General features: G+C 65.5%; 22 protein-coding genes and 1 riboswitch. Of the genes, 13 read left to right on the forward strand and 9 right to left on the reverse strand.

Features of this window, described 5'->3' with window-relative positions; genetic code table 11:
* The first annotated feature begins 7 nt into the window (after positions 1-7).
* The 4 genes from C664_RS14235 to C664_RS14250 all read left to right on the forward strand — a co-directional run bounded on the left by C664_RS14235 (position 8) and on the right by C664_RS14250 (position 4,282).
* Positions 8-964, forward strand: coding sequence for a chemotaxis protein (locus C664_RS14235; protein WP_004262225.1), 957 nt, complete (start codon positions 8-10; stop codon positions 962-964).
* 31 nt (positions 965-995) lie between these two features.
* Positions 996-1,391 carry a chemotaxis response regulator CheY gene (cheY, locus tag C664_RS14240; protein WP_004262228.1) on the forward strand — a complete coding sequence of 132 codons (396 nt, stop codon included), beginning with the start codon at positions 996-998 and terminating at the stop codon, positions 1,389-1,391.
* Between the two features lie 30 nt (positions 1,392-1,421).
* Positions 1,422-2,267: a protein phosphatase CheZ gene (cheZ, locus tag C664_RS14245; RefSeq protein ID WP_004262240.1), complete on the forward strand. Its 846-nt coding sequence runs from the start codon at positions 1,422-1,424 to the stop codon at positions 2,265-2,267.
* A gap of 119 nt (positions 2,268-2,386) precedes the next feature.
* Positions 2,387-4,282, forward strand: coding sequence for a chemotaxis protein CheA (locus C664_RS14250; protein ID WP_198291534.1), 1,896 nt, complete (start codon positions 2,387-2,389; stop codon positions 4,280-4,282).
* A 69-nt stretch (positions 4,283-4,351) separates the two neighbouring features.
* Here the strand turns inward: C664_RS14250 and tal are convergent, their stop codons facing one another.
* The 4 genes from tal to xseA all read right to left on the reverse strand — a co-directional run bounded on the left by tal (position 4,352) and on the right by xseA (position 8,588).
* Positions 4,352-5,428, reverse strand: a complete 1,077-nt coding sequence (gene tal / locus C664_RS14255; protein WP_004262249.1) for a transaldolase — start codon at positions 5,426-5,428, stop codon at positions 4,352-4,354.
* A 113-nt stretch (positions 5,429-5,541) separates the two neighbouring features.
* Positions 5,542-6,342: a pseudouridine synthase gene (locus C664_RS14260; RefSeq protein WP_004262251.1), complete on the reverse strand. Its 801-nt coding sequence runs from the start codon at positions 6,340-6,342 to the stop codon at positions 5,542-5,544.
* Between the two features lie 118 nt (positions 6,343-6,460).
* Complete coding sequence (locus C664_RS14265; protein ID WP_004262252.1) at positions 6,461-7,045, reverse strand: superoxide dismutase; 585 nt, start codon at positions 7,043-7,045, stop codon at positions 6,461-6,463.
* Between the two features lie 160 nt (positions 7,046-7,205).
* The gene (gene xseA, locus C664_RS14270) at positions 7,206-8,588 is read right to left on the reverse strand and encodes an exodeoxyribonuclease VII large subunit (RefSeq protein ID WP_004262254.1); all 1,383 of its coding nucleotides are present in this window, start codon (positions 8,586-8,588) and stop codon (positions 7,206-7,208) included.
* A 349-nt stretch (positions 8,589-8,937) separates the two neighbouring features.
* Here xseA and C664_RS14275 point away from each other — a divergent pair, with 349 nt between their 5' ends.
* The 8 genes from C664_RS14275 to C664_RS14310 all read left to right on the forward strand — a co-directional run bounded on the left by C664_RS14275 (position 8,938) and on the right by C664_RS14310 (position 15,499).
* Positions 8,938-9,546 carry a MotA/TolQ/ExbB proton channel family protein gene (locus tag C664_RS14275; protein WP_004262257.1) on the forward strand — a complete coding sequence of 203 codons (609 nt, stop codon included), beginning with the start codon at positions 8,938-8,940 and terminating at the stop codon, positions 9,544-9,546.
* An 11-nt stretch (positions 9,547-9,557) separates the two neighbouring features.
* A complete protein-coding gene (locus tag C664_RS14280; protein WP_004262259.1) occupies positions 9,558-9,980 on the forward strand; it encodes an ExbD/TolR family protein in 423 nt (140 codons plus the stop codon).
* A gap of 9 nt (positions 9,981-9,989) precedes the next feature.
* Positions 9,990-10,988, forward strand: a complete 999-nt coding sequence (gene lpxK / locus C664_RS14285; protein ID WP_004262262.1) for a tetraacyldisaccharide 4'-kinase — start codon at positions 9,990-9,992, stop codon at positions 10,986-10,988.
* Positions 10,969-11,160, forward strand: a complete 192-nt coding sequence (locus tag C664_RS14290) for a Trm112 family protein (protein WP_004262265.1) — start codon at positions 10,969-10,971, stop codon at positions 11,158-11,160. The genes lpxK and C664_RS14290 overlap by 20 nt, the downstream gene beginning before the upstream one ends.
* Before the next feature lie 5 nt (positions 11,161-11,165).
* A complete protein-coding gene (kdsB, locus tag C664_RS14295) occupies positions 11,166-11,939 on the forward strand; it encodes a 3-deoxy-manno-octulosonate cytidylyltransferase (RefSeq protein ID WP_038011916.1) in 774 nt (257 codons plus the stop codon).
* A gap of 86 nt (positions 11,940-12,025) precedes the next feature.
* Positions 12,026-12,679 (forward strand): adenylate kinase, encoded by a 654-nt coding sequence (gene adk / locus C664_RS14300; protein ID WP_004262275.1) that lies wholly within the window; start codon positions 12,026-12,028, stop codon positions 12,677-12,679.
* A gap of 129 nt (positions 12,680-12,808) precedes the next feature.
* A complete protein-coding gene (locus tag C664_RS14305; protein ID WP_004262279.1) occupies positions 12,809-14,065 on the forward strand; it encodes a 6-phosphofructokinase in 1,257 nt (418 codons plus the stop codon).
* Positions 14,066-14,161: 96 nt separating this feature from the next.
* Positions 14,162-15,499 carry an SLC13 family permease gene (locus C664_RS14310; protein ID WP_038011949.1) on the forward strand — a complete coding sequence of 446 codons (1,338 nt, stop codon included), beginning with the start codon at positions 14,162-14,164 and terminating at the stop codon, positions 15,497-15,499.
* A 105-nt stretch (positions 15,500-15,604) separates the two neighbouring features.
* On the opposite strand, the gene C664_RS14315 is transcribed toward C664_RS14310, so the two are convergent.
* Positions 15,605-18,220 carry a glycosyltransferase gene (locus C664_RS14315; RefSeq protein WP_004262286.1) on the reverse strand — a complete coding sequence of 872 codons (2,616 nt, stop codon included), beginning with the start codon at positions 18,218-18,220 and terminating at the stop codon, positions 15,605-15,607.
* 268 nt (positions 18,221-18,488) lie between these two features.
* Between C664_RS14315 and C664_RS14320 the strand changes: the two genes are divergently transcribed.
* Complete coding sequence (locus tag C664_RS14320; protein WP_232435109.1) at positions 18,489-18,926, forward strand: hypothetical protein; 438 nt, start codon at positions 18,489-18,491, stop codon at positions 18,924-18,926.
* On the opposite strand, the gene C664_RS14325 is transcribed toward C664_RS14320, so the two are convergent.
* The 4 genes from C664_RS14325 to gcvT all read right to left on the reverse strand — a co-directional run bounded on the left by C664_RS14325 (position 18,825) and on the right by gcvT (position 25,040).
* On the reverse strand, positions 18,825-20,438 hold the full coding sequence (locus C664_RS14325) for a glycoside hydrolase family 17 protein (RefSeq protein ID WP_004262295.1): 1,614 nt from the start codon (positions 20,436-20,438) through the stop codon (positions 18,825-18,827). The two genes, C664_RS14320 and C664_RS14325, sit on opposite strands and share 102 nt — an antisense overlap.
* 135 nt (positions 20,439-20,573) lie before the next feature.
* The gene (gene gcvP, locus C664_RS14330; protein ID WP_004262298.1) at positions 20,574-23,468 is read right to left on the reverse strand and encodes an aminomethyl-transferring glycine dehydrogenase; all 2,895 of its coding nucleotides are present in this window, start codon (positions 23,466-23,468) and stop codon (positions 20,574-20,576) included.
* Positions 23,469-23,497: 29 nt separating this feature from the next.
* Positions 23,498-23,884: a glycine cleavage system protein GcvH gene (gene gcvH, locus C664_RS14335; protein ID WP_004262302.1), complete on the reverse strand. Its 387-nt coding sequence runs from the start codon at positions 23,882-23,884 to the stop codon at positions 23,498-23,500.
* Between the two features lie 64 nt (positions 23,885-23,948).
* Complete coding sequence (gcvT, locus tag C664_RS14340) at positions 23,949-25,040, reverse strand: glycine cleavage system aminomethyltransferase GcvT (protein WP_038011919.1); 1,092 nt, start codon at positions 25,038-25,040, stop codon at positions 23,949-23,951.
* 187 nt (positions 25,041-25,227) lie between these two features.
* Positions 25,228-25,312: riboswitch (glycine riboswitch) on the reverse strand.
* Positions 25,313-25,504: the final 192 nt, after the last annotated feature.

Raw genomic sequence — 25,504 nt, forward strand, 5'->3', positions numbered from 1 at the left:
GAACACCATGTTGAAAGCTGATAAGGACCACGCCCTGCTTGAATCGGTCGATAGCCGCACGACGCTGGCCGGCTCGAACTGCATGGAGATCCTGCTGTTCTCGCTCGGCACGACGGAAAACTTCGGCATCAACGTGTTCAAGGTGCGCGAAGTCTGCACGACCCCCTTCATCACACGCACCCCCAACATGCCGCGCGGTGTCGAAGGCTTGATTTCCCTGCGTGGCAACGTGATCCCGGTGCTCTCGTTGTCGAGCATTCTCGGGGTGTCCGAGCCGGGCATGGCGCTTGGCGGCTCGATGATGGTGACCGAGTACAGCAAGCGCACACTGGGTTTCCTGGTGCAGGAAGTCGACCGCATCATCCGGGTCGACTGGGAGAAGGTGCGCACGCCGGATAACGTTTCGGCCGGCACGCAGAGCTACATCACCGCGATCACCGAACTGCCCGACGGCCGCCTCGTCTCCATCCTCGACGTGGAGACGATCATGGCGAATACCTTCGGCGATGCAGTCGTCGGCAACATCGCGCCGCTCCACAACGGGCATGAAGTCAACGTCTTCTTCGTCGATGACTCGGGTGTGGCTCGGCGCAAGATCACCGAGGTGCTCGACAAGCTCGGCGTGCGCCACAAGCATGCGGTGAATGGCATGGAAGCCTGGACCCGGCTCATCAGCATCGCCGACCACTGCGATCTGGTCGGGCGCGACCTGACCGAGGAGATCGACCTCATCATGGTCGATGCCGAGATGCCGGAGATGGACGGCTATGTCCTGACGCGCAACATCAAGGCCGACCCCCGTTTCGAGAACATTCCGGTCGTGATGCATTCCTCGCTGTCGTCCGAGGCCAACCGGGCGATGGGCAAGCGTGTGGGTGTGGATGCCTACGTGGCAAAATTCGACGCCGATGTACTCGCTGACACCTTGCGTCCGATGCTGGAACGGGCGCAGCGGGCCGCCTGAGCGGCGAGTGCTGCCGAATCTGGAGAACACAATGTCCGACCCCAAACTGAAATTCCTCGTCGTCGATGATTTCTCGACCATGCGGCGCATCGTCCGCAACTTGCTCAAGGAGCTGGGTTTCACGAACGTCGATGAGGCCGAGGATGGCGCGATCGCGCTGCAGAAGCTCAACAGCGGGCAGTTCGACTTCGTCGTTACCGACTGGAACATGCCCAACATGGACGGTCTGACCCTGCTGCAGACGATCCGTCGTTCGCCCCATCTCAAGCACCTGCCGGTGCTCATGATCACCGCCGAGGCAAAGAAGGAGAACATCATCGCGGCGGCGCAGGCGGGTGCGAGCGGCTACATTGTGAAGCCTTTCACGGCCGCGACACTGTCGGAGAAGATGCAGAAGATCTTCGAGAAGATGGGGCACTCCGCCTGAACGGCGGCGCGTCCATAGCTGGAGCCTGACATGAGCAAAAAGGCAAGACTAGACGAATCGGGCGACTCGGACGACCTGCAGGCGCTGTTTGACAGCATTGCATCCGAGCCTGCGGGCGCATCGACGCCCGCGCCGAAACCTGCGCCTGCCGTGGTAGCCCCCTCTGCCGACGGATCGGGGGACAACGACGAGCTCCAGGCCCTGTTCGACGCAGTGGCTGCGGAGGCGGGCGCCGCCCCCGCCGCAGCCTCTGAGCCGCCGGCCGCCGATGCGGAGGGCGAGGCCGTGTTCAACCGCCTTGGCCAGATGACACGCCAATTGCACGACACGCTGCGTGAGTTGGGACTCAACCAGGCGCTGCAGGAATTTGCCGTCGCGATGCCCGACGCCCGTCAGCGACTCGACTACATCGCGCAGATGACCGAGCAGGCGGCGAGCCGGGTGCTCAATGCGACGGACATCGCCCGTCCGCTGCAGGACGGTCTGCAAAGCGGAGCCGGTGCCCTGCGCGGACGTTGGGATCAGCTTTTCGCCGGACAGCTGTCGCCTGACGAGTTCCGTCAGCTGAGTGCCGAGACCCGCGATTTCCTCGGCACGGTCGATGCGAATAGCCGTGCGACCAACGCCCAGCTGATGGAAATCATGATGGCGCAGGATTTCCAGGACCTGACCGGGCAGGTTATCAAGCGTGTGGTCGAGCTCGCGCAGACACTGGAGAGCCAGCTGTTGCAGGTGCTGCTCGAAACCGCTCCGCCGAATCTGAAGTTCGAGCACAAGATAAACCTGATGAATGGTCCGGTCATCGACGGCAAACGACCCGACGTCGTGACCACGCAGGCCCAGGTGGACGACCTGCTCGAGAGCCTCGGGTTCTGAGCCGCGTCGTGACGCTGACGTCGCTACCCCTGATGTCGCGTACCTGAAGACCTGACCTTGACGGGTGCCCGCAGCAGAGGCCGGGGCACCCGCTGATGAGAGATTGGAGCCAAACAGCCATGAGTGATTTTGCCGGAATGGAGGACCTGCTTCAGGACTTCCTCATCGAGGCCGGGGACCTTCTATCGGGGGTAGACAACAAGCTGGTCGATCTCGAACGTTCGCCAGACGACGTCGGCCTGCTCAACGACATCTTCCGCGGTTTTCACACGATCAAGGGCGGCGCAGGCTTCCTGAATGCGACCGAATTGGTCAACGTGTGCCATCTGACCGAGAATCTGTTCGACAAACTGCGCAACAGCGAGCTGTCGGTGACCCCGGAAACGATGGATGTCATCCTGGCGGCGACTTCGGCCGTGCGCGACATGTTCGGCCAGCTCGAGCACGGGACTCAGCCGCCTGCGGCCGACCCTGCGCTGATTGCGGCACTCAAGGCGGCCCTGGCCGGCGAGCAGGTTCGACTGTCTGGCGCGGCGCAGGCGGCGCCTGTTGCGCCCATGGCGATCCCGAAGCCGGGCGAGCCCGACTGGGACGTGCTCTATTCGGCCGTGACCGGCAAGACGGTGGTGCAGCCCAAGGCTGCCGTTGCGGCGCCTGCGCAGACCTTGCCGGCCGTGCAAGCGCCGGCAGAGTCGCCCGAGGCGATCATCAAGGCTGCGATCGGGCGGCGCGCGATCGACAAGCCGGGCGCCACCGGGCCGAGCGGCAGGCGTGACACCGAGCGCCAGCGCGACAACTCGATCCGGGTCGACACCGCGCGCCTCGACCAGGTCCTGAACCTGTCGGGTGAAATCGGCCTGACGAAGAACCGCCTGAATGCGCTGCGCAGCGACATCCTCAGCGGCCGCAATGACACCGAGACCCTGCATGCGCTCGATCTGGCGGTGAGCCAGCTCGACCTGCTGGTGTCCGACCTGCAGAACGCGGTGATGAAGACCCGCATGCAGCCAGTTGGCCGCCTGTTCCAGAAGTACCCGCGGATTGCCCGCGACCTCGCACGCAACCTCGGCAAGGATGTCGAACTCGTCCTGGCGGGTGAGGAGACCGAGATCGACAAGACGATGATCGAGGACCTTGCTGATCCGATCATCCACCTCATTCGCAACGCGGTTGACCATGGTGTCGAGGAGCCTGCCGGTCGTATCGCAGCGGGCAAGCCCGAGAAGTCGAATGTCCGCCTCGAGGCGCGCCAGGAAGGCGACCACATCGTCATCCTGGTTGCGGACGACGGGCGCGGCATGGACGCCGAGCGCCTGCGCGCCAAGGCGCTCGCGAAAGGCCTCATCACGGATGAGGAAGCGAGCACGATGGATGAGCGCCAGAGCTACAACCTGGTCTTCCTGCCCGGCTTCTCCACCGTCGAACAGGTATCGGACGTCTCCGGCCGTGGCGTGGGCATGGACGTGGTGCGCACCAACATCCAGAAGCTCAATGGCTCGATCGAGATCCGCTCGCAACTGGGCAAGGGCACGACTTTCATCATCAACCTGCCGCTGACGCTGGCGATCCTTCCTGTGCTGCTGGTGCGGCTGGGCGACCAGCCCTTCGCTGTGCCGCTGTCTATGGTGCGGGAGATCTTGCCGATCGATCCGGCGAACATCCAGGACGTGGGCGCAAAGGCGACGATGGTCGTGCGCGGCGAAGTGCTGCAGATCCTGCCGCTGGCGTCGCTGATCGGCTGGCCGCAGGAGCGCGTCCCTCAATACGGGGTGCTGATGCAGGCAGCCGAGCTGTCCTTCATTCTCGCGATCGACAGCTTTGCCGGCCGCGAGGACGCGGTGATCAAGTCGCTCGACGACTTCCGTCCGAAGGGCGTCGCGGGCGTGACGACGCTGTCGAACGGCCAGATCGTCCTGATCTTGGACATGAAGGAGTTGCTGACGGCAGCCGGCGACCAGCGCGGTGTCGGCCGCTCCGCCCTGGTGCGTCAGGCGCCGAAGCTTACCGTGGCCTGAACGGAAAGCTCCGCTGAAAAAAGAAGGGCCGCCCGAGCGCGGCCCTTTTGCATTGGAAGACGTGCGGACTCAGGCGGTGAGTTCCAGCAGCGCGGCGAAAGCCTGTTCGAACTGTGCCAGGCCTTCCCGCTGCAGGCGTTCGCCCACGGCGTCGAGGTCGACACCCACACGCTCGAGCGCGGCGTACTGCGCCTTGGCCGCATCCACGTCCCGGTCCAGCGTCGCGTCGACGCGGCCGTGGTCGCGCAGGGCGTCGAGCGTGGCGTCGGGCAGCGTGTTGACCGTTTCCGCACCAATCAGCGGCTCCACGTACAGGAGGTCGCTGTAGGCGGGATTCTTGGTGCCGGTACTGGCCCACAACATGTACTGGGGGCGAGCGCCTTTCGCGTTCAGCGCGCTGAATTCCTCGCCGTGGAAGCGCGCCAGATAGCGCTGGTAGGCGAGCTTGGCCGTTGCCACTGCGCTCTTGCCACGCAGGGCGAGCGCGTCGCCGCCGAGTTCATCGAGTTGCTTGTCGACCAAGCTGTCAACGCGCGACAGGAAGAGGCTCGCGACGGACATCACCGTCGACGGATCGCCGCCAGCCGCGCACAGTCGCAAAAGGCCCCGCAGGTAGGCGCTCGCCACCGCCTCGACGTGTGCGAGCGAGAACATCAGGGTCACGTTGACGCTGACGCCTTCGCCGATGAGGCGTTCGATGGCCTCGACGCCAGCCGGGGTGGCGGGCACCTTGATCAGCAGGTTGGGCCGGTTCACCGCGGCCCTGAGCCGCAGGCCGGCCGCGACCGTGCCGTCCGCGTCGTGCGCCAGCGCCGGTGAGACCTCGAGACTGACATATCCGGCATTGCCGCCACTGTCGCGATGCCGGGGCGCAAGCAGGTCGCAGGCGCGCTGGACATCCGGAATCACGAGCGCCTCGTAGCGTGCCTCGGCGCTCAGGGGCTGCTGCTTGAGGGCAGCCAGGTCGTCTTCGTAGTAGCGCCCGCCGGCGATTGCCTTGTGGAAGATCGCAGGGTTCGTGGTCACGCCGGCGACGCCGTCTTCTGCGATCAAGCGTGCGAGGTGACCGTCGTTGAGCAAGGTGCGGGAGAGGTTGTCGAGCCAGATCTGCTGGCCGTGCTGGCGTACCTGGAGCAGCGGATTCATCGATGTACCTGGGTGGTCGGGGTGGACGGCATCGCGGTGCCAGCTTGGTACCGCCTGCCTGTGGAGCGTCGATTGTGCCTTGAAAATGCCGTCGCTGGGGACTGGGCGCGAGATCAGCCCGTCACGGCCGCGTCCCAGCCCAGTTGTCGGAGCACGGCGCCGAAATCGTCAGCCAGCGGAGCCGTGATGTTCAGGAGGACCCCCGTTGCCGGGTGTATGAAGGTCAGCGTGGTGCAGGCGAGCAGCAGGCGCTGGCAGCCGAACAGGGTCTGGAACAGCCGGTTGTGCCGACCCTTGCCGTAGGTGGCATCGCCGATGATCGGGTGCGAGAGGTGCTTGAGGTGGCGGCGCAACTGATGACGACGGCCGGTTTCCGGTGTGAGTTCGACGAGGGCGTAACGGCTGGTCGGGTAACGGTCGACGGCGTGGGGCAGCTCGACGGTCGCCAGCCGGCGGAAATGCGTCAGCGCGGGTAGGGCGGCGGCAGCGCCCTCGGTCTTCTGTCCGTCTGCTGCGGAATCATCGTCCTCGTCTTCAGGCAGAGCGTCCCGCCGGCCTGCGCCCACGCCGTGCCTGCGCTCGATCGCGTCGAGCTTGCGGACGAGCGGATGGTCGATGGCGCCCGCCTCGGGCGGATGGCCACGTACGACGGCGACGTAGCGCTTCGCGACCGTCCGCGCCTCGAACTGTGCGCCCAGTGCCGCAGCCATCGCGGCGTCTAGCGCGAACAACAGCACGCCCGAGGTGCCGCGATCCAGGCGGTGTGCGGGGAAGACCCTGCGTCCGATCTGGTCCCGCAGCAGTTGCACCGCGAAGCGTTCATCACGGGCTGCGATCGGGCTGCGGTGCACCAGCAAGCCGGAAGGCTTGTGGATGGCCACCAGCCATTCGTCGCGATAGAGGATGTCGAGCATGGGGGCGAGCAGGAGCGGGCGTGTCGAAAGGCGCGGGGCCGAAAAACGCGAAAGCGACCACAAGGGGTCGCTTTCGCAGCTGCGAAGGCCCGGATCCGCTGGACCGGGCCGGCAGGGATCAGGCGAAGTTCTGCGCCGCGAAGTCCCAGTTGGCCAGCTTGTCGAGGAAGGTGGCGACGAAGTCCGGACGACGGTTGCGGTAGTCGATGTAGTAGGCGTGCTCCCACACGTCGATACAGAGCAGTGCGGTGTCGCCGGTGGTCAGCGGAGTGCCGGCGGCGCCCATGTTGACGATGTCGACCGAGCCGTCGGCCTTCTTCACCAGCCAGGTCCAGCCCGAACCGAAGTTGCCCACGGCCGAGGTCTGGAAGGCCTTCTTGAAGTCCTCGAACGAACCCCACTTGGCCTTGATGGCGTCAGCCAGCGCGCCGGTCGGCTCACCGCCGCCGTTCGGCTTCATGCTGTTCCAGAAGAAGGTGTGGTTCCAGACCTGGGCGGAGTTGTTGTAGATGCCGCCGGCCGGCGCCTTCTTGATGATGGCTTCGAGGTCGAGGTTCTCGTACTCGGTGCCCTTGATCAGGTTGTTCAGGTTGGTCACGTAGGCCTGGTGGTGCTTGCCGTAGTGGAACTCGAGCGTTTCGGCCGAAATGTGCGGAGCCAGGGCGTCCTTGGCATACGGCAGGGCGGGCAGGGTGTGTTCCATGTGTCTCTCCTTTTGCAGGTTCTCGGGATTCTCGGGGGAAAGCCCGACTATTCTAGTCAGGATTGTGTGTCAGTGACAATCCTGGAGGCCGACATCTTAGGCGCTCCCGGAGCGTGACGAAAGGCGTGGAAGCCCAGGCGCCCTTCGTTTCACCGATCCATCATAGACCGAGTCCCGTCACGCGGGTTCGCAGTGTCCCGTCGGCGAGCTGGACGTCGACCACGTCTTCGTTGGCGACCTGCCGTGCCGAACGCAGCACATTGCCATCCGCGTCGCGGGCGATGGCATAGCCGCGTGCCAGCACCGATTCGGGGCTGAGATGCTGGAGGTGCGATTCGAGCGCCTCGAGCCTGCTGTGCCGTGCTGCGAGCAGCTGATGCGCGGCGCGCTCGAGCCGTCCCTCAAGCACCGCCAGTCGGTCCAGCTTGGCGGACAACATGGGGCGTGCGCGCGCCAGACGGAGATCCAGCGCGGCCTGGCGGAAATGCGCACGTTCGATCTGGTGATGCATCGCCCGCCGCAGTCGCTTGCCTTGAACCTCGAGTTCGTCCGCGGCGCGCCGCAGGCGTTCGCGCGGATGCACCAGCCGGAGCGACGCGCGGTCCACCCGTTGCTCGAGGCCTTCCAGCCGACGTGCGATGCTGCGCTGCAAGCGCCCGGCGATCGCAGCGGTTTCGCCAGTGGCGGCATGCCAGCCGGCGGTCGCGAGCTCGGCCGCGCCGGTGGGCGTCGGCGCGCGGAGGTCGGCGACGAAGTCGGCGATGGTGAAGTCGGTTTCGTGCCCCACGCCGCTGACCACGGGCAGCGGACAGGCGTGGATCGCGCGTGCGAGGGCTTCGTCATTGAAAGACCAGAGGTCTTCCAGGCTGCCACCGCCGCGGACCAGCAGAAGGACGTCGATGCCGTCGCCGGTGGCGCGACGTCCGGCCGTCATCAGCGCATCGAGCAGCCGGCCCGCGGCGTCCGCGCCCTGGACCGGCGCGGGGTACAGCACGACCGGAACGTGGGGCGCGCGTCGCTGCAATGTGACCAGTACGTCGCGCAGCGCCGCCGCCGCCGGCGACGTGACGATGCCGATCCCGCGCGGGAAGCGCGGCAGTTGGAGGCGGCCCGCCGGGTCGAACAGACCCTCTGCGGCCAGCTTGTCCTTCAGCCTGCGAAAGGCTTCGGCGAGGTCGCCGATGCCCGCCGGCCGGATGGTCTCGACATTGAGCTGGTAGTCGCCGCGCGCCTCGTACAGGGTCGCCAGCGCACGCACTTCGACACGCATTCCATTCTCGGGCCGGAAGGCGAGCAATTGTGCGCGGTTGCGCCACATCGCGCAGCGCACCTGCGCGTTGGCGTCCTTGAGCGTGAAGTAAAGATGGCCAGAGGCCGCACGGGTCAGGTTCGAGATCTCGCCTGCGATCCACATGAGGGGCAGGGCAGCCTCGAGGGCCTCGCGTGCGAGCCTGTTGAGCGCCGATACGGTCAGGATCTGCGGAATCGGGCCCGCGGGCGGCCGCGAGGGGGTGTTATCGGAGGAAATGGCTGCGTCGAGCATGTGCGGATTGTATCGGAATCCACAGCCGCCCCCACGTGTCAAGCCTGTTGATGCAAGTCCTTGATCTTCAAGGGGTGTATTTATAACTATTTGTTTTTAAACGATGTAATTTGTTGCACAATTTTGCATCGGAGTGTCCGGAGGCTTGCCATCATTGGGTTTCGGGGCGACATCCAGAAAGAACCCACAAAGTTATCCACAGCTTCTGTGGATTGCTTCTCCCTGCCGCGGCACATCCTTGTTCATGCCGTTTGGGGGCTTCCCATTGTCATTAGGTGGAGCGCTCGCCCTTGTCGGCCCGGTACGGCAGCGCTAAAGTTCCGCCTTTGCATACCGGAGACCTGACAGCGTGTTCGCGATCATCCAGGCAGTGGGCTGGCCAATCTGGCCTTTGATTCTGGCTTCGGTCGTGGCGCTGGCGCTGATCATCGAGCGCTCGGTCACGTTGCGTCGTTCGCGCGTGGCGCCGGCGGGTCTGCTCGACAACGTGCTGAACGATCTCCGTCAGCACGGGGTGTCGACGGCGATGGTCGAGCGCGTCGGTGCGCATTCGCCGCTGGGGCGCGTGCTGGCTGCGGGCCTGCGCAACGTCAGCAGCCCGCGGGAGATGATGAAGGAGGCGATCGAGGAAACGGGCCGGGCGGTTGCGCACGAACTCGAACGCTTCATGACCACCCTTGGCACGATCGCGGCGATCAGCCCATTGCTGGGGCTGTTCGGCACCATCATCGGCATGATCGACATCTTTGCGTCGCAGGGCGTCAATGGCGCCAATCCGGCGCAGCTCGCGAAGGGTATTTCGATTGCGCTCTACACGACGGGCATCGGCCTCATCATTGCAATCCCGGCGATGATCTTCTGGCGCCACTTCCGGGCCCTGATCGATGATCTGGTCATCGACATGGAGCAGCAGGCGATCAAACTTGTCGAAGTCGCGCACGGCGAGCGTCGCGACTGAGGGCGTCCAGCATGAACTTCCGCCGCGGCAGCCGAGGTGCCGAGCCCGAGATCAACCTGATCCCGCTCATCGACGTCGTGCTCGTCATCATCATCTTCCTGATGCTGACGACGACCTTTTCGAAGACCTCGGGACTGGAGATCAATCTGCCGTCTGCAGAATCCGCCGGCGCGGAATCCGTCCCCAACGAGATCATCGTGGCCGTCACGGCGGCGGGCGAGGTGACCATCAATCGCCAGCCGGTGGCCGATCGCAGCATCGAGTCGCTTGCCACGGCGCTCGGCAAGGCTGCACCGGGCGGTGGCAGCGAACCGGTCGTCGTGATCAATGCCGATGCCAAGGCGGCGCACCAGAACGTGATTGACGTCATGCAGGCCGCGCAGCGCGCCGGCTTTGGTCACGTCACGTTTGCAACCCAGGCGCCGGCGCAGTGATTCGCTGACATGCCGGCCCGGGCTCCTGCGTTCTGGCGCCGGCGCGGCGCCTTCGCCTGGCTGCTGTATCCGCTTTCCCTGCTTTTCGGTGTGCTCGCCCGTATGCGCCGGCAGCGCACGCGCGTCGAGCGGCTGCCCGTGCCGGTGATCGTTGTCGGCAATATTGCCGTGGGCGGTAGCGGCAAGACGCCGGTGGTGCAATGGCTGGTCGCACGTCTGCGTGCCGCGGGGTATTCGCCGGGCATCGTCAGTCGCGGTCACGGGGGAACGGTGACAGGCGTGGCGCAGGTGCCTGCCGACGGCGATCCGGCCGTCTACGGCGACGAACCGGTGCTGCTGGCGTCGTCGTGCGCCTGTCCGCTGGTCGTCGGGCGCGATCGGCCCGCGGCTGCGCGTGAGTTGCTGCGCTTGCATCCGGGTTGCGACGTGATCGTGTCCGACGATGGCATGCAGCATTACCGCCTCGGGCGGGCGATGGAGATTGCAGTCGTTGACCCGGCAACGCTCGGCAATGGACTGCTGCTGCCGGCCGGGCCGTTGCGCGAGCCGCTCGGTCGCCTCGGCGAGGTCGACCTTGTGATCGCACACGGCGCGTTGTCGCCCGCGCTGGTGACCGCGCTGGGCGAGGTGCCGTGTTATCCGATGGCGCTGGGCGGTGGTGTGCTGCGCTCGCTCGATGATCCGTCGCGCATCGTGCCGATCGGGACGATGGCCGGGCGCGCGGTTCACGCCGTGGCGGGCATCGGACGTCCCGAGCGGTTCTTCGACCAGCTCGAAGCCTTCGGCATTCATCCGATCCGTCATCCCTTCCCGGACCATCATGTGTTCGTTCCCGAGGATCTGTCCTTTGGGGACGCAGTGCCGATCCTGATGACGTCGAAGGATGCGGTAAAATGCCGGGCTTTCGCGCCTGGCGACGCCTGGGAGTTCCCGGTTGAGGCGCAGATCGGTTCGGGTGCCGCCGAACGCATCCTGGAGAAACTGAAGAATGGACGCACGACTGCTTGAAATCCTTGTCTGCCCGCTGTGCAAGGGTCCGCTGGACTACCTGAAGGACAAGCAGGAACTCGTCTGCAAGGCGGACCGCCTGGCCTTCCCGATTCGGGACGGCATTCCAGTGATGCTCGACGAGGAGGCGCGCACGATGAGCGCCGAGGAAGTGGACGCGCTGCGCAAGTGAGCGCGATGGCGAGCCCGTTCCGTATCGTCGTGCCGGCGCGTTACGCCTCGACACGGCTGCCGGCAAAGCCGCTGGCGGATATCTGCGGCAAACCGATGATCGTGCGCGTGCTCGAGCGGGTTGCCGGCGCCGGGGCGACCGAAATCTGCGTCGCCACCGACCACGAGGAGGTGCGTGACGCCGTCCTCGCGGCGGGCGGGCAGGCCGTGATGACCCGCGCGGACCACCCGAGCGGGACCGATCGTCTGGCCGAAGTCGCCGTGCTGCGGGGCTGGGGTGATGACGAGATCGTGGTCAATGTGCAGGGTGACGAGCCGCTGATCGACCCGGCCGCGGTGGCCGCGGTAGCCGAGGCACTCGCCGCGGATCCGCAGGCGGCGATTGCGACCGCCGCCCATGCGCTGGTGTCCGCGGACGATGCGTTCAACCCCAATGTCGTCAAGGTTGTGTGCGATGCGGCGGGGCGCGCGCTGTACTTTTCCCGTGCGCCGATTCCCTGGGCCCGGGATGCCTGGGCAGGGCGTCGCGACGAGATCCCGCCGGGCCTGCCGATGCGTCGCCATGTCGGCCTGTACGCCTATCGGGTCTCTTTCCTGCGGCGGTACGCGCAGTTGGATCCCTCGCCGCTCGAGCACTGGGAGGCGCTCGAGCAATTGCGTGCGCTGTGGCACGGCTATCGCATTCAGGTCCTCGATCTTGTTTCCGCGCCGGCGGCCGGCGTAGATACGCCGGAGGACCTCGAGCGTGTCCGCGAGGTCTATCGCGTCGCGGGGGTTTGACCCCACACGTCGTGTCGGTTAATTTCCAGAAAATTCTGCATTAACAATGGGCCATATTTCGTGGCCGACATTCATCGGGAGGGTGTATGCGACTGATTCTGTTGGGACCGCCGGGCGCGGGCAAGGGTACGCAGGCCAACTTCATCAAGGAGAAGTTCGGCATTCCGCAGATTTCCACGGGCGACATGCTGCGCGCAGCGGTCAAGGCCGGCACGCCGCTGGGCATCGAGGCCAAGAAGGTCATGGACGCCGGCGGTCTGGTGTCGGACGACATCATCATCGGCCTGGTCAAGGATCGCCTGCAGCAGGATGACTGCAAGTCGGGCTACATGTTCGACGGCTTCCCGCGCACCATCCCGCAGGCCGACGCGATGAAGGACGCAGGCGTGCCGATCGACTTCGTGCTCGAGATCGACGTGCCCGACGCCGAGATCGTCGAGCGCATGAGCGGTCGCCGCGCCCACCTGGCTTCGGGTCGTACCTACCACGTCAAGTACAACCCGCCGAAGGTCGAGGGCAAGGACGACGTGACCGGTGAGGATCTGGTGCAGCGCGACGACGACAAGGAGGAGACGGTCAAGAAGCGTCTCGACGTCTATCACGCGCAGACCAAGCCGCTGGTCGAGTACTACAGCAAGTGGGCTGCCTCTGGCGATGCCAACGCCCCCAAGGTACGCAAGATCGCTGGTCTCGGCGCAGTCGAAGAGATCACGGCGCGCGCATTCGAAGCGCTGAAGTAAGCTCGGCTCCGCCCGTCTTCGCGGCCGGAACCCGTGATCGGGTGCCGGCCGTTTTGTTTTTCTGCTCTGCGGTGCGCCATGCACCGGTGTAAGCGTGCCGTCAAACTCTGCCGGCAAGCTGGGTGAACCATGAAGCAATCCAATCTCCTGTATGCCCATTCCGGCGGTGTCACCGCCGTGATCAACGCGTCGGCGGCGGCGGTCATTGCTGCCGCGCGCACGCGCCCGGAGCGCGTCGGCAAGGTGTTCGCTGCCCGTCGTGGCATCCTCGGCGTGCTGGCCGAGGATCTCTACGACACCGAGGCCTTCGACGAGGAAGCACTCGCCCGGCTGATGCTGCGTCCCGGCGGTGCTTTCGGCTCATGTCGCTTCGATCTGCCGAGCGATGACGGCCAGCGGGTCACGGACCGCCTGTTCGAGGTGTTCGCGGCACACGACATTGGTTACTTCCTCTACAACGGCGGCAACGGCTCGATGGATGCGGTCGCCCGCCTGCACGATGCGGCTCGCGAGCGCGGCTATCCGCTGGTATGCGTCGGCGTGCCGAAGACCGTGGATAACGACATCGTCGGCACCGACTGCTGCCCGGGGTTCGGTTCGGCGGCGAAATACCTGGCGACCTCGATGCTCGAAGCCGGGCTGGACATCGCGTCGATGGTCGGCAGCCGGGGCAGTGTGTTCGTGATGGAGGTCATGGGGCGCAACACAGGCTGGCTGGCCGCTGCCACGGCGCTGGCCGCGAACGGCGACCCCGATGCCGCGCCGCACATCGTGCTCGTTCCCGAGGCGACCTTCGACGAGGAGGCCTTTCTTGCCGAAGTCCGGCGTGTCACCGAGCGTCTCGGCTATTGCGCGATCACGGTTGCCGAGGGCATTCGTCGCCCGGATGGCAGCCTGATCATGGAGAAGTCCCGCGACCCGCGAGGCTACGTGCAACTGGGCGGCGCGGGGTCGGCGATCGCGCGCATGATCCACGAGCGGCTGGGCTACAAGCATCACTGGGCAATCCCGGATTACCTGCAGCGTTCGGCAGGGCACTGGCTGTCGGCGGTCGATCACGCGCAGGCGGTGGCTGTCGGCCGGGCGGCGGTGGAACTCGCGTTGGATGGACATGGCGGCGTCTTCCCGGCCATCCGGCGTCTCGCCGATGCGCCCTGTCGCTGGGAGGTCGCCGAGGAAGACACGGGGCGCATCGCCAATCTCGAGCGCAGGCTGCCGCCTGCATTCGTGCGTGCCGACGGGCTCCACGTCACGCAGGCGGCTTGCGACTACATCCGGCCCTTGATTCAGGGCGAGGTGGCGCAGGCGACGCGCGACGGGCTGCCCGACTATGGGCCGCTGCCACTCGTGATGGTGCCGCGGCGTCTGGCGCGCTGGGTTGCCTGACAATGGAGGCACCGGGATTCGACCCCGCCCGTTTCAGCCTGCGTCGAGCAGGAGACGGGGCGGGCGGCCTTGCGGCACAGTATGAGGCGCCATCTCGTGCGTCGTAGCGTGAACCTGCTGATCGCCGGCCTGCTGTTTCTGGGCATCGAGTTCATGCTGGGCGACGAGCTTGGGCGGACGGCCGCGGGGCTTGCCCTGATGGCGACGATTGCCTGGCTGTGGGTCTCCGAGGCGCTGCACGTGAGTGTGACTGCGTTGCTTGTGCCCCTGCTGGCGGGGTTCAGCGGCGCGATGGCTTTCGACGAGGCGCTGCTGCAGTTCGCCGACCCGGTCATCTTCCTCTTCATTGGCGGTTTTGCGCTGGCCGCGGGCTTGCGGCGCCAGGGACTCGATCGCTGGATGGCTGCGGAGGTCCTGAGCCGGGCCGGAAGCGACTTCGGTCGCGCCGTGCGCTGGCTGTTCTGGCTGACCGCATTTCTGTCGATGTGGATCAGCAACACCGCAACCGCGGCGATGATGTTGCCGCTCGCGCTCGGCCTGCTCACCGCGGTGTCACCCGAGCGCGACCGCGCGACCCATATCTATGTGCTGCTCGGCGTAGCGTTCTCCGCCAATATCGGCGGCATCGGCACGCTTGTCGGGAGCCCGCCCAATGCGATCGCGGCCAGCAATGTCGGCATCAGCTTTGCCGGTTGGCTGGTTTGGGGTGTTCCGCTGGTCCTGCTGCTGATGCCCCTGACGGAGATCGCGCTGCGCCGCGCCCTGAAGCCACGACTGGACTTCTTCGTACCCCAGACCGAGGTCGCACGCGTGTGGACGCGGCGGCAGAAATGGATGATGGCGCTGTTCGGGCTGGTCGTGCTGCTGTGGGTCTTCGGTGCTCCACTCGGGGCGAAGCTGGGGATCGTGCGCGGCTACGACGCCGCTGTCGCGGTGTTCGCCCTGCTGTGCCTGCATGGTCTGGGGCTCGCGAGCTGGGCCGACATCGAGCGCGGTACGGAGTGGGGCGTGCTGCTGCTTTTCGGCGGTGGTCTGGCATTGAGCAAGGTACTGGCCGAAAGCGGGGCCGCGGCCTGGCTGGCGGCGCAACTGGGCGAGCCGCTGCTCGCCTTGCCGGTGCTGGCCTGCGTGGCCTTGATGGTGCTCTTCGCGTTGCTGCTGACGGAATTCACCAGCAATACCGCGAGTGCCGCATTGCTCATTCCGCTCTTCCTCGGCATGGCACCGCATATCGACAGTGTGCCGCTTGCTGTCCTCGTGGCGGTCGGTACGTCCTGTGCCTTCATGCTGCCCGTGGCGACGCCCCCCAATGCGATTGTGTTCGGCACCGGCAAGGTGCCGCAGCGCGAGATGATCCGCTGCGGCGTCTGGGTTACGGTCCTGGTGTATCCGCTGCTGATCCTGGTCGCCGCGCTGGCGCTGAAGCTGTATTGAGCACCAGTTCGCTCGCGGCGATGGACGTGGATGCAGAAGGGGGCGGGTCTTGCGACCGCCCCCTTCTGCGTTAACGACGTGGGTCAGCGACGTGGGTCAGGCTGATCAAGCGTTGCTGGGTACCGCTCCGCCGTGGTCGTCCGGCACCGGTCGCTCGGGCATGTAGGCGGCCACCTGGCACAGGATGGCGGCCACGTAGGGAATGCACTGCAGGCAGAGGATGCCGACCCACAACTGGGTTTCAAGGTTGGCGGCGCCGCGTTGGGCAACCAGCGTGGCGGCGCCGAGCAGCAGGGCGAACAACATGCCGATCTCCTCGCGGATCGGGTTGAAGAAGGCGAGCGCACCGCCGCCACGCCAGCCCTTGGGCGTCACGACGAACACACCCTTCTTCTTGACCAGGCCGGCGAACACGCCGCGCGCGATGGCATGTGCCAGGCCGACCGACAGGATCGAGGCGCCGAGGATGTCCTTCCACGGGCAGTCCATGGTGCGCCGGTACAGAATCGGGCCGAGCGCGGCCTTGAAGATCATGAATCCGAAGATCGGTAGTGCAAGCGAGACCACCGGCAGGCCGAATGCCTTGGGGAACAGCAGGATGCCCAAGGTCCACAGTAGGCTGCCGAAGGCGAACACCAGTTGCAGCGCGTCGCCCAGCCAGGCGAACCAGCCGGTGAGGAAGTGGTAGCGCTGCGCGAGGTTGAGGTTGCTGCGGCCGATCATGTGCGGCAGGTGCGCCTTGAGGATCTGCATCGCGCCGAAGGCCCAGCGGAAGCGCTGGCTCTTGATCGCGGCGAAGCCCGAGGGCGTGAGGCCGCGCCCCAGGATGTGGTCGACGTAGCGGGTGTCGTAGCCCTTTTCGATCAGTCGCAGGCCGAGCTCGGTGTCCTCGCAGATGCACCATTCCGACCAGCCACCGACTTCCTCCAGTGCGATGCGGCGCACCAGCGTCATGGTGCCGTGCTGGATCAGCGCGTTGCGCTCGTTGCGGTGGTGCATGCCGATGCGGAAGAACCCGTCGAACTCCCAGTTGCACATCCGCTTGAAGGGCTGGCCCTCCCAGTCGCGGTGCGCCTGCGGCGCCTGCACGACGGCGACGTCCGGCTTGTCGAAGTGCGGGATCAGGCTCGCGAGCCAGTCCGGATCGACGACGTAGTCGGCATCGACCACGCCGACGACTTCGGCGCGCGGATCAGTGACCTTGAGGCCGTAGTTCAGCGCGCCAGCCTTGAAACCGGGCCAGTTGGCGAGATGGAAGAAGCGGAAACGCGGGCCGAGTTCGGCGCAACGTTTCTCCAGCGGCTTCCAGAGCGCTTCGTCGCGGGTGTTGTTGTCCAGCACCAGCACTTCGAAGTTCTGGTAGTTCATCTTCGCCAGGCTGTCGATGGTCGCGATCACCATCTCGGGCGGCTCGTTGTAGCAGGCCAGATGCACCGAGACGAAGGGCTGCTTGTCCGGGTCGTGCGGCGGCAGCGGCATGAAGCGGCGCTGCCACTTCTTCTTGAACAGCATCTCGCCGAATTCGAAGCCGTGCGACAGCAGCACCGCGGCGGTGAGCACGGTGGCGCCGATCAGCAGGCCGAGGCCGATGAGGTCGCGCTGGGTGAGGTAGTACTCGACCGGCACATTGAGGCCGACGATCAGCGTCGAGACGCAGGCCTGGATCAGGCCGGCGAGGAAGACGCGACCGAAGACGTTCCAGTCCGACAGGAAGAAGGCGATCAGCAGCATCGGCAGGAAGGCGAGCGCGGCGGCGTTGGCGGCCTTCTTGGCCCAGTGCGGGTCACGCTCGATGACGCCTTCCAGCGGGAACTTCTGCTCGCGATCGGCGTTGAACATGCCCCAGTAAGGACCGGCCCAGCCCTCGACATCCACCTTCCATGGCTGGTCGATCGCTTCCATCAGGAAATAGTCGATCCGCGCAGTGCGCGGATGAGCGAGGAAATCGCGGATGAAGCGCGCCTCGTTGTCGAGCGAGGGCACGGCGGCACCCAGTGTCGGGCCCTTGCTCGGCCAGCCGATTTCGCCCACCACGATCTTCTTGCGCGGGAAGGTCCTCACCAGCTCGTCGTAGCGCTGGAAGGCGTACTCCACCGCGGCTTCGACCGGCACGCCTTCGTGATAGGGCAGGAGGTGAACGGTGATGTAATCGACGTGCTTGGCGAGCTCGGGATATTTCAGCCAGACGTGCCACGGCTCAGCGGTCGAGACGGGCTTGCGCACGGCCTTGCGTACGCGGTCGAGATACTCGATGACGTCGCTGGCGCTCAGGTCGCCGCGCAGGATGGACTCGTTGCCCACCATCAGGCGCTCGACGTGCCGCATCTTGCGTGCGGCATCGATCAGCGCGGTGATCTCACGCTCGTTCTTCTCCCGGTCCGGATCCAGCCACGCGCCGGCGGTGACGACCATGTCGCGCTCTCCGGCCAGGTCGAGCAATGTTGGCAGGTCGGTGACGCCATAGGTGCGCAGTCCGTCGGACATGCGCCCAAGCAGATCGAGGTCGGCGGCAAGCTGTTCAGTGGTGGGGTAGGTGCCCTTCAGCGGACTCTGATCACGCTGAAAACCGTTGTAGGCAAAGCCCTTGATGCTCTGGTTGGTGCCGATGTGCTCGGCACCGCGGTTGAATTGCTGCCAGATCCAGTACTGGAAGAACGCGACCCCCGCAGCGATGGCGAGCGCAATCGCGACACGGTAGAGGATCGAGGCGGCATGTTTCATGTCGGGTCCTGAAGGGCGGAGCAAGAGGGAAGAACTCGGTGGATGGAAGCTCCACCATTTGAATCATGGAACAATCGGCGAGAACCGACTACTGCAGCGCGCAAATACCGCGGGTGAAATCCATGTGACACAATCGCGCCTTTCGCCGTCGGTATCGAGCGATGGCATTTTATGCACGATTTCAGCTGCTTACGAGCCACATTCAGTGCCAATTTGCAACATCGCTTGAAGCGCGGGCCGAAGTGCTGATTTACAAGGGAAACGCGGAATGAGACCAAATAGTTTGGGCAAACACGGTATCGCAGCAATCGTCGTCTGGGCACTGCTGGTCCTGGGTTTCGCGCTGGGCGTACGCCATGGTCTGCTGGAGAACGGCGTATTGCCGCGCGACTGCAGCCTGGTGGAGGCGCAAGGGGCTTTGTGCACATTCAAGACGGCGCTGGTGCAGAGCTTCCTGCACCAGCGCATCGGCTGGCTCAGCCTGGCCTGCGGGGCGCTGGCCTTTGCGCTCGGGTGTCGCCGCTTCGCATGGGCCGGATGGCTGAGCGGCCTGGCCGGGCTGGTGTTCTACAGTTACGATCCGGCCGCAGTAGGCGCCCTGCTGTCACTGCTCGTGCTGGCGCGACCGCACCAGCAAGACGGGCAGGGCGAGCGCCAGGCCGGTCAGCAACCAGCCGATGGCCTGGGGGTTCGCCGGCTCGGGTAGCCAGCGTCCGACAACCGAAAGGGCGATGACGACGGCGAAGATGCGTTCAGCCCGGGCGTGGGCCGGCTGAAACCAGCCGACCACCCCGAGCAGCGCTGCGGGCGCCAGGTAGAGCAGGGTCGGGAAGTCGCGGTAGCGCGAATCGACGAACAGCAGCAGTGCGGCGACAGCCGCGGCGAACAGCAGCGCGCCGCGCAGCAGGCCGAGGACATGGGCAGTGCCGAAGCCGGCCTGTCTGCCGCGGATCGTGTGCCAGGCGTGCGCGGCCGAGGGGATCGGCGTACCGCGCCAGAGCGCGAGCGTTATCGCCAGCAGCACGGCAAGTACGGCAACGGCGCTGAGCAGGGTCCATTCGAGCGCGTTGCGGTAGGCGATCTGTGCGTGCTCGGCGTGAAGCAGGGCAATGAGTCCGGTCGTAGCGCCAAGAGCCACCAGCGCGCTCGTGCGCAGCGCGCCGCCGCCCTTGCTGCCCAGGGCCAGTAGCAGGCCGGCGAGGGCCCCCGCGGCGGCTGCCAGCAGGGGGGCGGTGAGCGAGTCGCGCTCGGCCACCGGCCCCGAAAGCGGGAACTTGGGCGCGAGGGTGTGCGCATCCAGCATGCCCCAGAAGCCGCCCACCGTGCCTTCGAGCTTGCGCTTCCAGGGCTGGTCGATGGCTTCGATCAGGTTGTAGTCCCAACCGCGCTGATGCGCCTGATGCACGAACTCCCGCACGTAGCGCGCCTGGTTGACCTGCGAGGGGCGTGACTCCTCTCGCTGTCGGCCCTGACTCGGCCAGCCTGTCTCGCCGATCAGGACATGCTTGCCGGCGAAGTGCTCACCGACCTGGGTGCGAGTGGCCGCGACGTGCTCGAGCGCGTGCTCGATGTCGACCGGCTCGTCCTCCCAGAACGGCAGGATGTGTACCGTTACGAAGTCGACCTCCTGTGCGAGGCTGTCGTGCCGCGTCCAGAATTCCCATACGTCGGCGTAGGTCACCGGAACCGTGGCGCGCGATTTCGTGTTGCGGATCAGGGCGCGCATCTCGTCTTCGGTGCGCTCGCGACGCAGCAGGACCTCGTTGCCGACGATCAGTGCGCTGACGACGTCGGCGTTGGCATTGGCGAGCGCGATGGCGCGGTCCAACTCCAGCGCATTCTTCTCCCGGTCGTGGCCGATCCACGCGCCGAGCAGGACCTTGATACCGACCTCCCGCGCAACCGCAGGGACTTGTTCCAGACCCTGATCCACGGAGTAAAGCCGGACGCAGTCGGTGATCTTCGACAACGCGGAGAGGTCCGCGGCGATCTGCGCATGGGGAATGCGCAGGCGCTCGTCGAACGGTGTCTGGCCCGGGCGGTGATAGGGCGCGTAGGAGACGCATTTCAGCTTCTCGCCATCGGCCAGGTGCAGATCGTGCATCTCGACGGGCCGGGTCTGCGACACGACCCAGGCCAGCAGGCCGGCGAGCAGAACGAGGTGGGTGAGCAGCAGGCTCGACCAGAGTGTCTTGTTATTCGCGCTGGGCTTGGACATGCGGGCTGTTTTATGGAACGGAAAGGGCGGCACTCGACGGCGGGAGGCGCGGCAAGTGGTTGTCGAAATTCAAAAAAGAAGCCACGCCGTTTCGGGCGTGGCTTCTTTTGGGGAAGCGCCGGGATTCTACCGGACTCAGGCTTCGTAGTCGCTCATCGGCACGCAGGCGCAGAACAGGTTGCGATCACCGTAGACGTCGTCGATACGATTCACGCTGGGCCAGAACTTGTTCTCCGCCACCCAGGGCAGCGGGAACACCGCCTGCTCGCGCGAGTACGGGCGCGACCACTCGCCGATGAAGTCGGCCTGCGTGTGCGGGGCGTTCTTCAGCGGGTTGTCCTCGGTCGGCCAGGTGCCGGACTCGATCTGGTGGATCTCGTTGCGGATCGCGATCATCGCCGCGGCGAAGCGTTCCAGCTCGCCGAGATCTTCCGACTCGGTCGGTTCGACCATGATCGTGCCGGGCACCGGGAAGGACATCGTCGGCGCATGGAACCCGTAGTCCATCAGGCGCTTGGCAATGTCGACCTCGGAGATGCCGGTCGCCGCCTTGATCGGGCGGATGTCGAGGATGCATTCGTGCGCGACACGACCCTGGCTGCCGGTGTAGAGCACCGGGTAGTGGTCCTTGAGGCGAGTAGCGAGGTAGTTGGCGTTGAGGATCGCCACCTGGGTCGCCTGCTTGAGCCCTTCGCCGCCCATCATCGTGATGTACATCCACGAGATCGGGAGGATGCTGGCCGAACCGAAGGGCGCGGCGGACACGGCGCCCTGGCCGAGGTTCGGCCGGTCGGCACCGCCGGTGGGCTGCACGACGTGGTCGGCCATGAAGGGCGCGAGGTGCGCCGCCAGGCCGATCGGACCCATGCCCGGGCCGCCGCCGCCGTGTGGGATGCAGAAGGTCTTGTGCAGGTTCATGTGCGACACGTCGGCGCCGATCGTTGCTGGCGAGGTCAGGCCGACCTGGGCGTTGAGGTTGGCACCGTCCATGTACACCTGGCCGCCGTGCTGATGCACGATCGCGCAGATCTCGCGGATCGATTCCTCGAACACGCCATGCGTCGACGGGTAGGTGATCATCAGCGCCGCGAGCTGGCCCGCGTGCTTCGCGGCCTTGGCCTTCAGGTCATCAACATCGACGTTGCCGTTGTCGTCGCAATCGACCACCACCACCTGCATGCCGCACATCTGCGCGGTCGCCGGGTTGGTGCCGTGCGCCGACTTCGGGATCAGGCAGACATTACGGTGCGCCTCGCCACGGCTGGCGTGGTAGCGGGCGATCGCCACCAGGCCGGCGTATTCGCCCTGGGCGCCGGAGTTCGGCTGCATGCAGATTGCCGGGAAGCCGGTGACGGCACGCAGGTAATCTGCCAGGCCCTCGATCATCTCGAGGTAGCCCGCCGCCTGCTCGCGCGGTGCGAAGGGATGCAGGTTGGCAAACTCCGGCCAGGTAATCGGGATCATCTCGCTTGTCGCGTTCAGCTTCATCGTGCACGAGCCGAGCGAGATCATCGAATGATCGAGCGCGAGGTCGCGGTTCTGCAGCTTCTTCAGGTAGCGCAGCATCTCGTGCTCGGTGTGGTGCGCGTTGAACACCGGGTGCGACAGGATGGGGTCACTGCGCAGCAATTCTGCAGGCAGGGCGCCCCCCGCTTCGGCGACGCGGGCGTCCAGCGCGTCGAGGTCGGTGGCAACACCAAAGCAGCCCAGCACGGCAGCGATGTCCTCGCGCGTCGTGGTCTCGTCGACCGACAGGCCCAGGCGGGTGCCGGACACGCTGCGCAGGTTGAAGCCGTCGGCTTCGGCTGCTTCGACGATGGCCGGTGCGCGCGCGCCGACTTCAACTTCGAGGGTGTCGAAGAAGGTGGAGGCGCTGGGCTGGAATCCGGCGTCGGTGAGCCCGGTCGCGAGGATGGCCGCGAGGCGATGGATGCGCGCGGCGATCGTCCGCAGCCCCTCGGGGCCGTGATAGACGGCGTAGAAGCCGGCCATGTTGGCCAGCAGCACCTGTGAGGTGCAGATGTTCGAGTTCGCCTTCTCGCGACGGATATGCTGCTCGCGCGTCTGCAGGGTCATGCGCAGCGCGGTCTTGCCCCGGGCATCCTTGGATACCCCGATGATGCGGCCGGGCATCGAGCGCACGAAGGCTTCGCGCGTGGCGAAGAAGGCCGCATGCGGACCGCCGAAGCCCATCGGTACGCCGAAGCGCTGGGCCGAGCCGAGGGCAATGTCCGCCCCCATGGCGCCGGGGCTCTTCAGCAGCACCAGTGCCATCAGGTCGGACGCGACGGCCACGACCGCACCCTTGTCCTTGAGCGCGGCGATGGTGGCGCTCAGGTCGATCACTTCGCCGCGTCCGTTCGGGTATTGCAGCAGCGCGCCGAAAGCATCGTGTGCGGCAGCTTCGTCGGCCTTGCCGAACACCAGCTCGTAGCCGAAGTAGTGGGCGCGGGTGCGGACGACGTCGATCGTCTGCGGGAAGCAGGCTTCATCGATGAAGAAGACGTTCGACTTGGCCTTCGACACCCGCCGCGCCATCGTCATCGCTTCGGCCGCTGCCGTCGCTTCGTCCAGCAGCGACGCGTTGGCGAGCTCGAGACCGGTGAGGTCGATCACCATCTGCTGGTAGTTGAGCAGGGCTTCGAGGCGACCCTGGGCGATTTCCGCCTGGTAAGGCGTGTAGGCGGTGTACCAGCCCGGGTTCTCCATGACGTTGCGCAGGATCACCGCAGGGGTGTGCGTGCCGTAGTAGCCCATGCCGATCATGGACTTCTTGATGACGTTGCGACCGGCGATGGCTTTCAGCCGCGTCAGTGCTTCGTGTTCGGGCGAGGCGTCGGCGAGTGGCAGCGGTGCGTCGAGACGAATGCCGGCAGGCACTGTCTGCTCGATCAGCGCATCGACGTCGGACACGCCAAGTGTCGCGCACATGTGTGCGATCTGGTTGGCGTTCGGGCCGAGATGGCGATGGACAAAGCCATCGCGCTGCTCCAGCCTGGAAAGCGGAGCAGATAGCAGGGAAGCGGTCATGGTCGTTCCGGAAACGTGTGCTTTGGCGCTCAGGCTTCGGCGATCTCGGCCGCGTAAGCGGTGGCATCCATCAGGGCCGCAACATCGCCTGCATTCGCGGGCTTGATCTTGAACAGCCAGGTGGAATAGGCGTCGGCATTGACGCTTTCGGGTGCGTCGAAAGCATCCTGGTTGTTGGCAATGATTTCGCCGGCGACCGGTGCGTAGATGTCGGAGGCAGCCTTGACCGACTCGATCACCGCGCAGGCGTCGCCCGCGGCGACCGCGCGACCGGCCTCGGGCAGTTCCAGGAAGACCACGTCGCCGAGGGCTTCCTGGGCGTGATCGGTGACGCCGATCGTCAGGCTGCCGTCTGTCTCGACGCGGATCCACTCGTGGGACTTGGTGTACTTCAGATCGGCGGGAATGTTGCTCATGGTGTTCTCCAATGGAAAGAGGGATGGTTCGTGTTCTGCAATTCGGTCAGCAGCGCGATTGGGTCTAGATGAGCGGCTTGCCGTTGCGCACGAAAGGCAGCTTGACCGTGCGTGCCTTCAGGCGCTTGCCGCGAATCTCGACCTCTACGGCTTCGCCCGGTTGGGTGGCAAGCGGGACGCGCGCGAAGGCGATGGACTGCTCGAGCGTCGGCGAGAAGCTGCCGCTTGTGGTCTCGCCTTCGCCTGCCGCGGTAAAAACCTTCATGTGCGAGCGCAGGACGCCCTTGTCCTCGAGGATCAGACCCAGCAGACGGCGACTCGCCGCATTCGCCTCCAGCGCGGTGCGTCCGACGAAGTCCCGGCTATCGTCCTTGAAGTCGACGGTCCATGCCAGCCCGGCATCGAGCGGCGAGACGGTGTCATCCATGTCCTGTCCGTACAGGTTCATGCCGGCCTCGAGGCGCAGCGTATCGCGTGCACCAAGTCCGCAGGGCTTTACACCCGCAGCGATGAGTTCGTTCCACATCTGTTCGACGCGCGTCGCCGGCACGGCGATCTCGAGTCCGTCCTCGCCGGTGTAGCCGGTCCGGGCCACAAGCAAGTCACCAACGCGCGCGGCGCTGAATGGGGCGGGTACGCCGTTGGCACTCGACAACTCGGGGATCGCTGCCGTGGCGCGTTCGACCGCACGCGGTCCCTGAATCGCAATGATCGCGAGGTCACGGCGTCCCGCGAGCGTCACGTTTGCGCTAGTCGCCGCAATCCGTGCGCGCATCCAGGCGACGTCTTTGTCTGCCGTACCCGCGTTGACGACCAGACGATAGTCGCTGGGTCCGAAGCGATACACGATCAGGTCGTCGATAACGCCCCCGTGTTCGTTGAGCATGCAGGAGTAAAGCGCCTTGCCCGGCACCGTAAGCTTGATCACGTCATTCGCGAGCAGCCCGCGCAGGAAGATCGTGGCTTCGGGACCAGCCAGATCCAGCGAAAGCATGTGCGACACGTCGAACATGCCCGCATCGCGGCGCACGGCGTGGTGCTCCTCAATCTGAGAGCCGTAGTTGACCGGCATGTCCCAGCCGGCGAAATCGACCATGCGCGCGCCGGCCGCAACGTGGGCGGCGTGAAGCGGGGTTTGTCTGGAAGATGTACTCATCGAGAGCGGGCTCCGTTAGTGAACGAAAAGGGGCGGGCTCGGCTATGCGCCGGGCCCGCCCCATCTGTCCCTTGTACCTGAGAGATTTCGTTCCGGTCTTCATCCATATATATAGACGACGCCGGGCGAGTGCCCCTTCGGTGGGCCCGTGACATTGTGCGATGTCCGTGCCGCTCTCCAGACTTGTACTTCGCACGCGGTCCTTTTGCCTGAGCGGTTCCGGGGGTTGCGCCTTCGGCGACTCCAGTGGAGTTCTCTCCCGCGTGACGCGCGAAACTTAACATATTGAATGGTGCTGCGGGAGTGTTTTTCGACCGCTCGTCAGCGCATCGTCGAGAGTAGATCGCAGGCGCCGTCATATGCTTGCGCACGTCGAAATGCGCGCATAGATTTCTTTATTGTGAATTGATGTTGACGATGTTGTTTGTGTGTCTATAATGCGCACCTCTTTCAGCGCTGACGCG

This window comes from Thauera sp. 63 (genome assembly GCF_000310165.2).
Taxonomy (GTDB): domain Bacteria; phylum Pseudomonadota; class Gammaproteobacteria; order Burkholderiales; family Rhodocyclaceae; genus Thauera; species Thauera humireducens.

What these genes read in the sequence shown, in the direction of transcription:
- cheZ (WP_004262240.1), top strand. Translation starts at nt 1,422, where the DNA reads ATGAGCAAAAAGGCAAGACTAGACGAATCGGGCGACTCGGACGACCTG.
- adk (WP_004262275.1), top strand. Translation starts at nt 12,026, where the DNA reads ATGCGACTGATTCTGTTGGGACCGCCGGGCGCGGGCAAGGGTACGCAG.
- C664_RS14325 (WP_004262295.1), bottom strand. Translation starts at nt 20,438, where the DNA reads ATGTCCAAGCCCAGCGCGAATAACAAGACACTCTGGTCGAGCCTGCTG.
- gcvP (WP_004262298.1), bottom strand. Translation starts at nt 23,468, where the DNA reads ATGACCGCTTCCCTGCTATCTGCTCCGCTTTCCAGGCTGGAGCAGCGC.
- C664_RS14290 (WP_004262265.1), top strand. Translation starts at nt 10,969, where the DNA reads ATGGACGCACGACTGCTTGAAATCCTTGTCTGCCCGCTGTGCAAGGGT.
- gcvH (WP_004262302.1), bottom strand. Translation starts at nt 23,884, where the DNA reads ATGAGCAACATTCCCGCCGATCTGAAGTACACCAAGTCCCACGAGTGG.
- kdsB (WP_038011916.1), top strand. Translation starts at nt 11,166, where the DNA reads ATGGCGAGCCCGTTCCGTATCGTCGTGCCGGCGCGTTACGCCTCGACA.
- C664_RS14315 (WP_004262286.1), bottom strand. Translation starts at nt 18,220, where the DNA reads ATGAAACATGCCGCCTCGATCCTCTACCGTGTCGCGATTGCGCTCGCC.
- C664_RS14260 (WP_004262251.1), bottom strand. Translation starts at nt 6,342, where the DNA reads ATGCTCGACATCCTCTATCGCGACGAATGGCTGGTGGCCATCCACAAG.
- C664_RS14250 (WP_198291534.1), top strand. Translation starts at nt 2,387, where the DNA reads ATGAGTGATTTTGCCGGAATGGAGGACCTGCTTCAGGACTTCCTCATC.
- tal (WP_004262249.1), bottom strand. Translation starts at nt 5,428, where the DNA reads ATGAATCCGCTGCTCCAGGTACGCCAGCACGGCCAGCAGATCTGGCTC.
- C664_RS14265 (WP_004262252.1), bottom strand. Translation starts at nt 7,045, where the DNA reads ATGGAACACACCCTGCCCGCCCTGCCGTATGCCAAGGACGCCCTGGCT.
- C664_RS14235 (WP_004262225.1), top strand. Translation starts at nt 8, where the DNA reads ATGTTGAAAGCTGATAAGGACCACGCCCTGCTTGAATCGGTCGATAGC.
- C664_RS14305 (WP_004262279.1), top strand. Translation starts at nt 12,809, where the DNA reads ATGAAGCAATCCAATCTCCTGTATGCCCATTCCGGCGGTGTCACCGCC.
- xseA (WP_004262254.1), bottom strand. Translation starts at nt 8,588, where the DNA reads ATGCTCGACGCAGCCATTTCCTCCGATAACACCCCCTCGCGGCCGCCC.
- C664_RS14280 (WP_004262259.1), top strand. Translation starts at nt 9,558, where the DNA reads ATGAACTTCCGCCGCGGCAGCCGAGGTGCCGAGCCCGAGATCAACCTG.
- gcvT (WP_038011919.1), bottom strand. Translation starts at nt 25,040, where the DNA reads ATGAGTACATCTTCCAGACAAACCCCGCTTCACGCCGCCCACGTTGCG.
- cheY (WP_004262228.1), top strand. Translation starts at nt 996, where the DNA reads ATGTCCGACCCCAAACTGAAATTCCTCGTCGTCGATGATTTCTCGACC.
- lpxK (WP_004262262.1), top strand. Translation starts at nt 9,990, where the DNA reads ATGCCGGCCCGGGCTCCTGCGTTCTGGCGCCGGCGCGGCGCCTTCGCC.
- C664_RS14320 (WP_232435109.1), top strand. Translation starts at nt 18,489, where the DNA reads ATGAGACCAAATAGTTTGGGCAAACACGGTATCGCAGCAATCGTCGTC.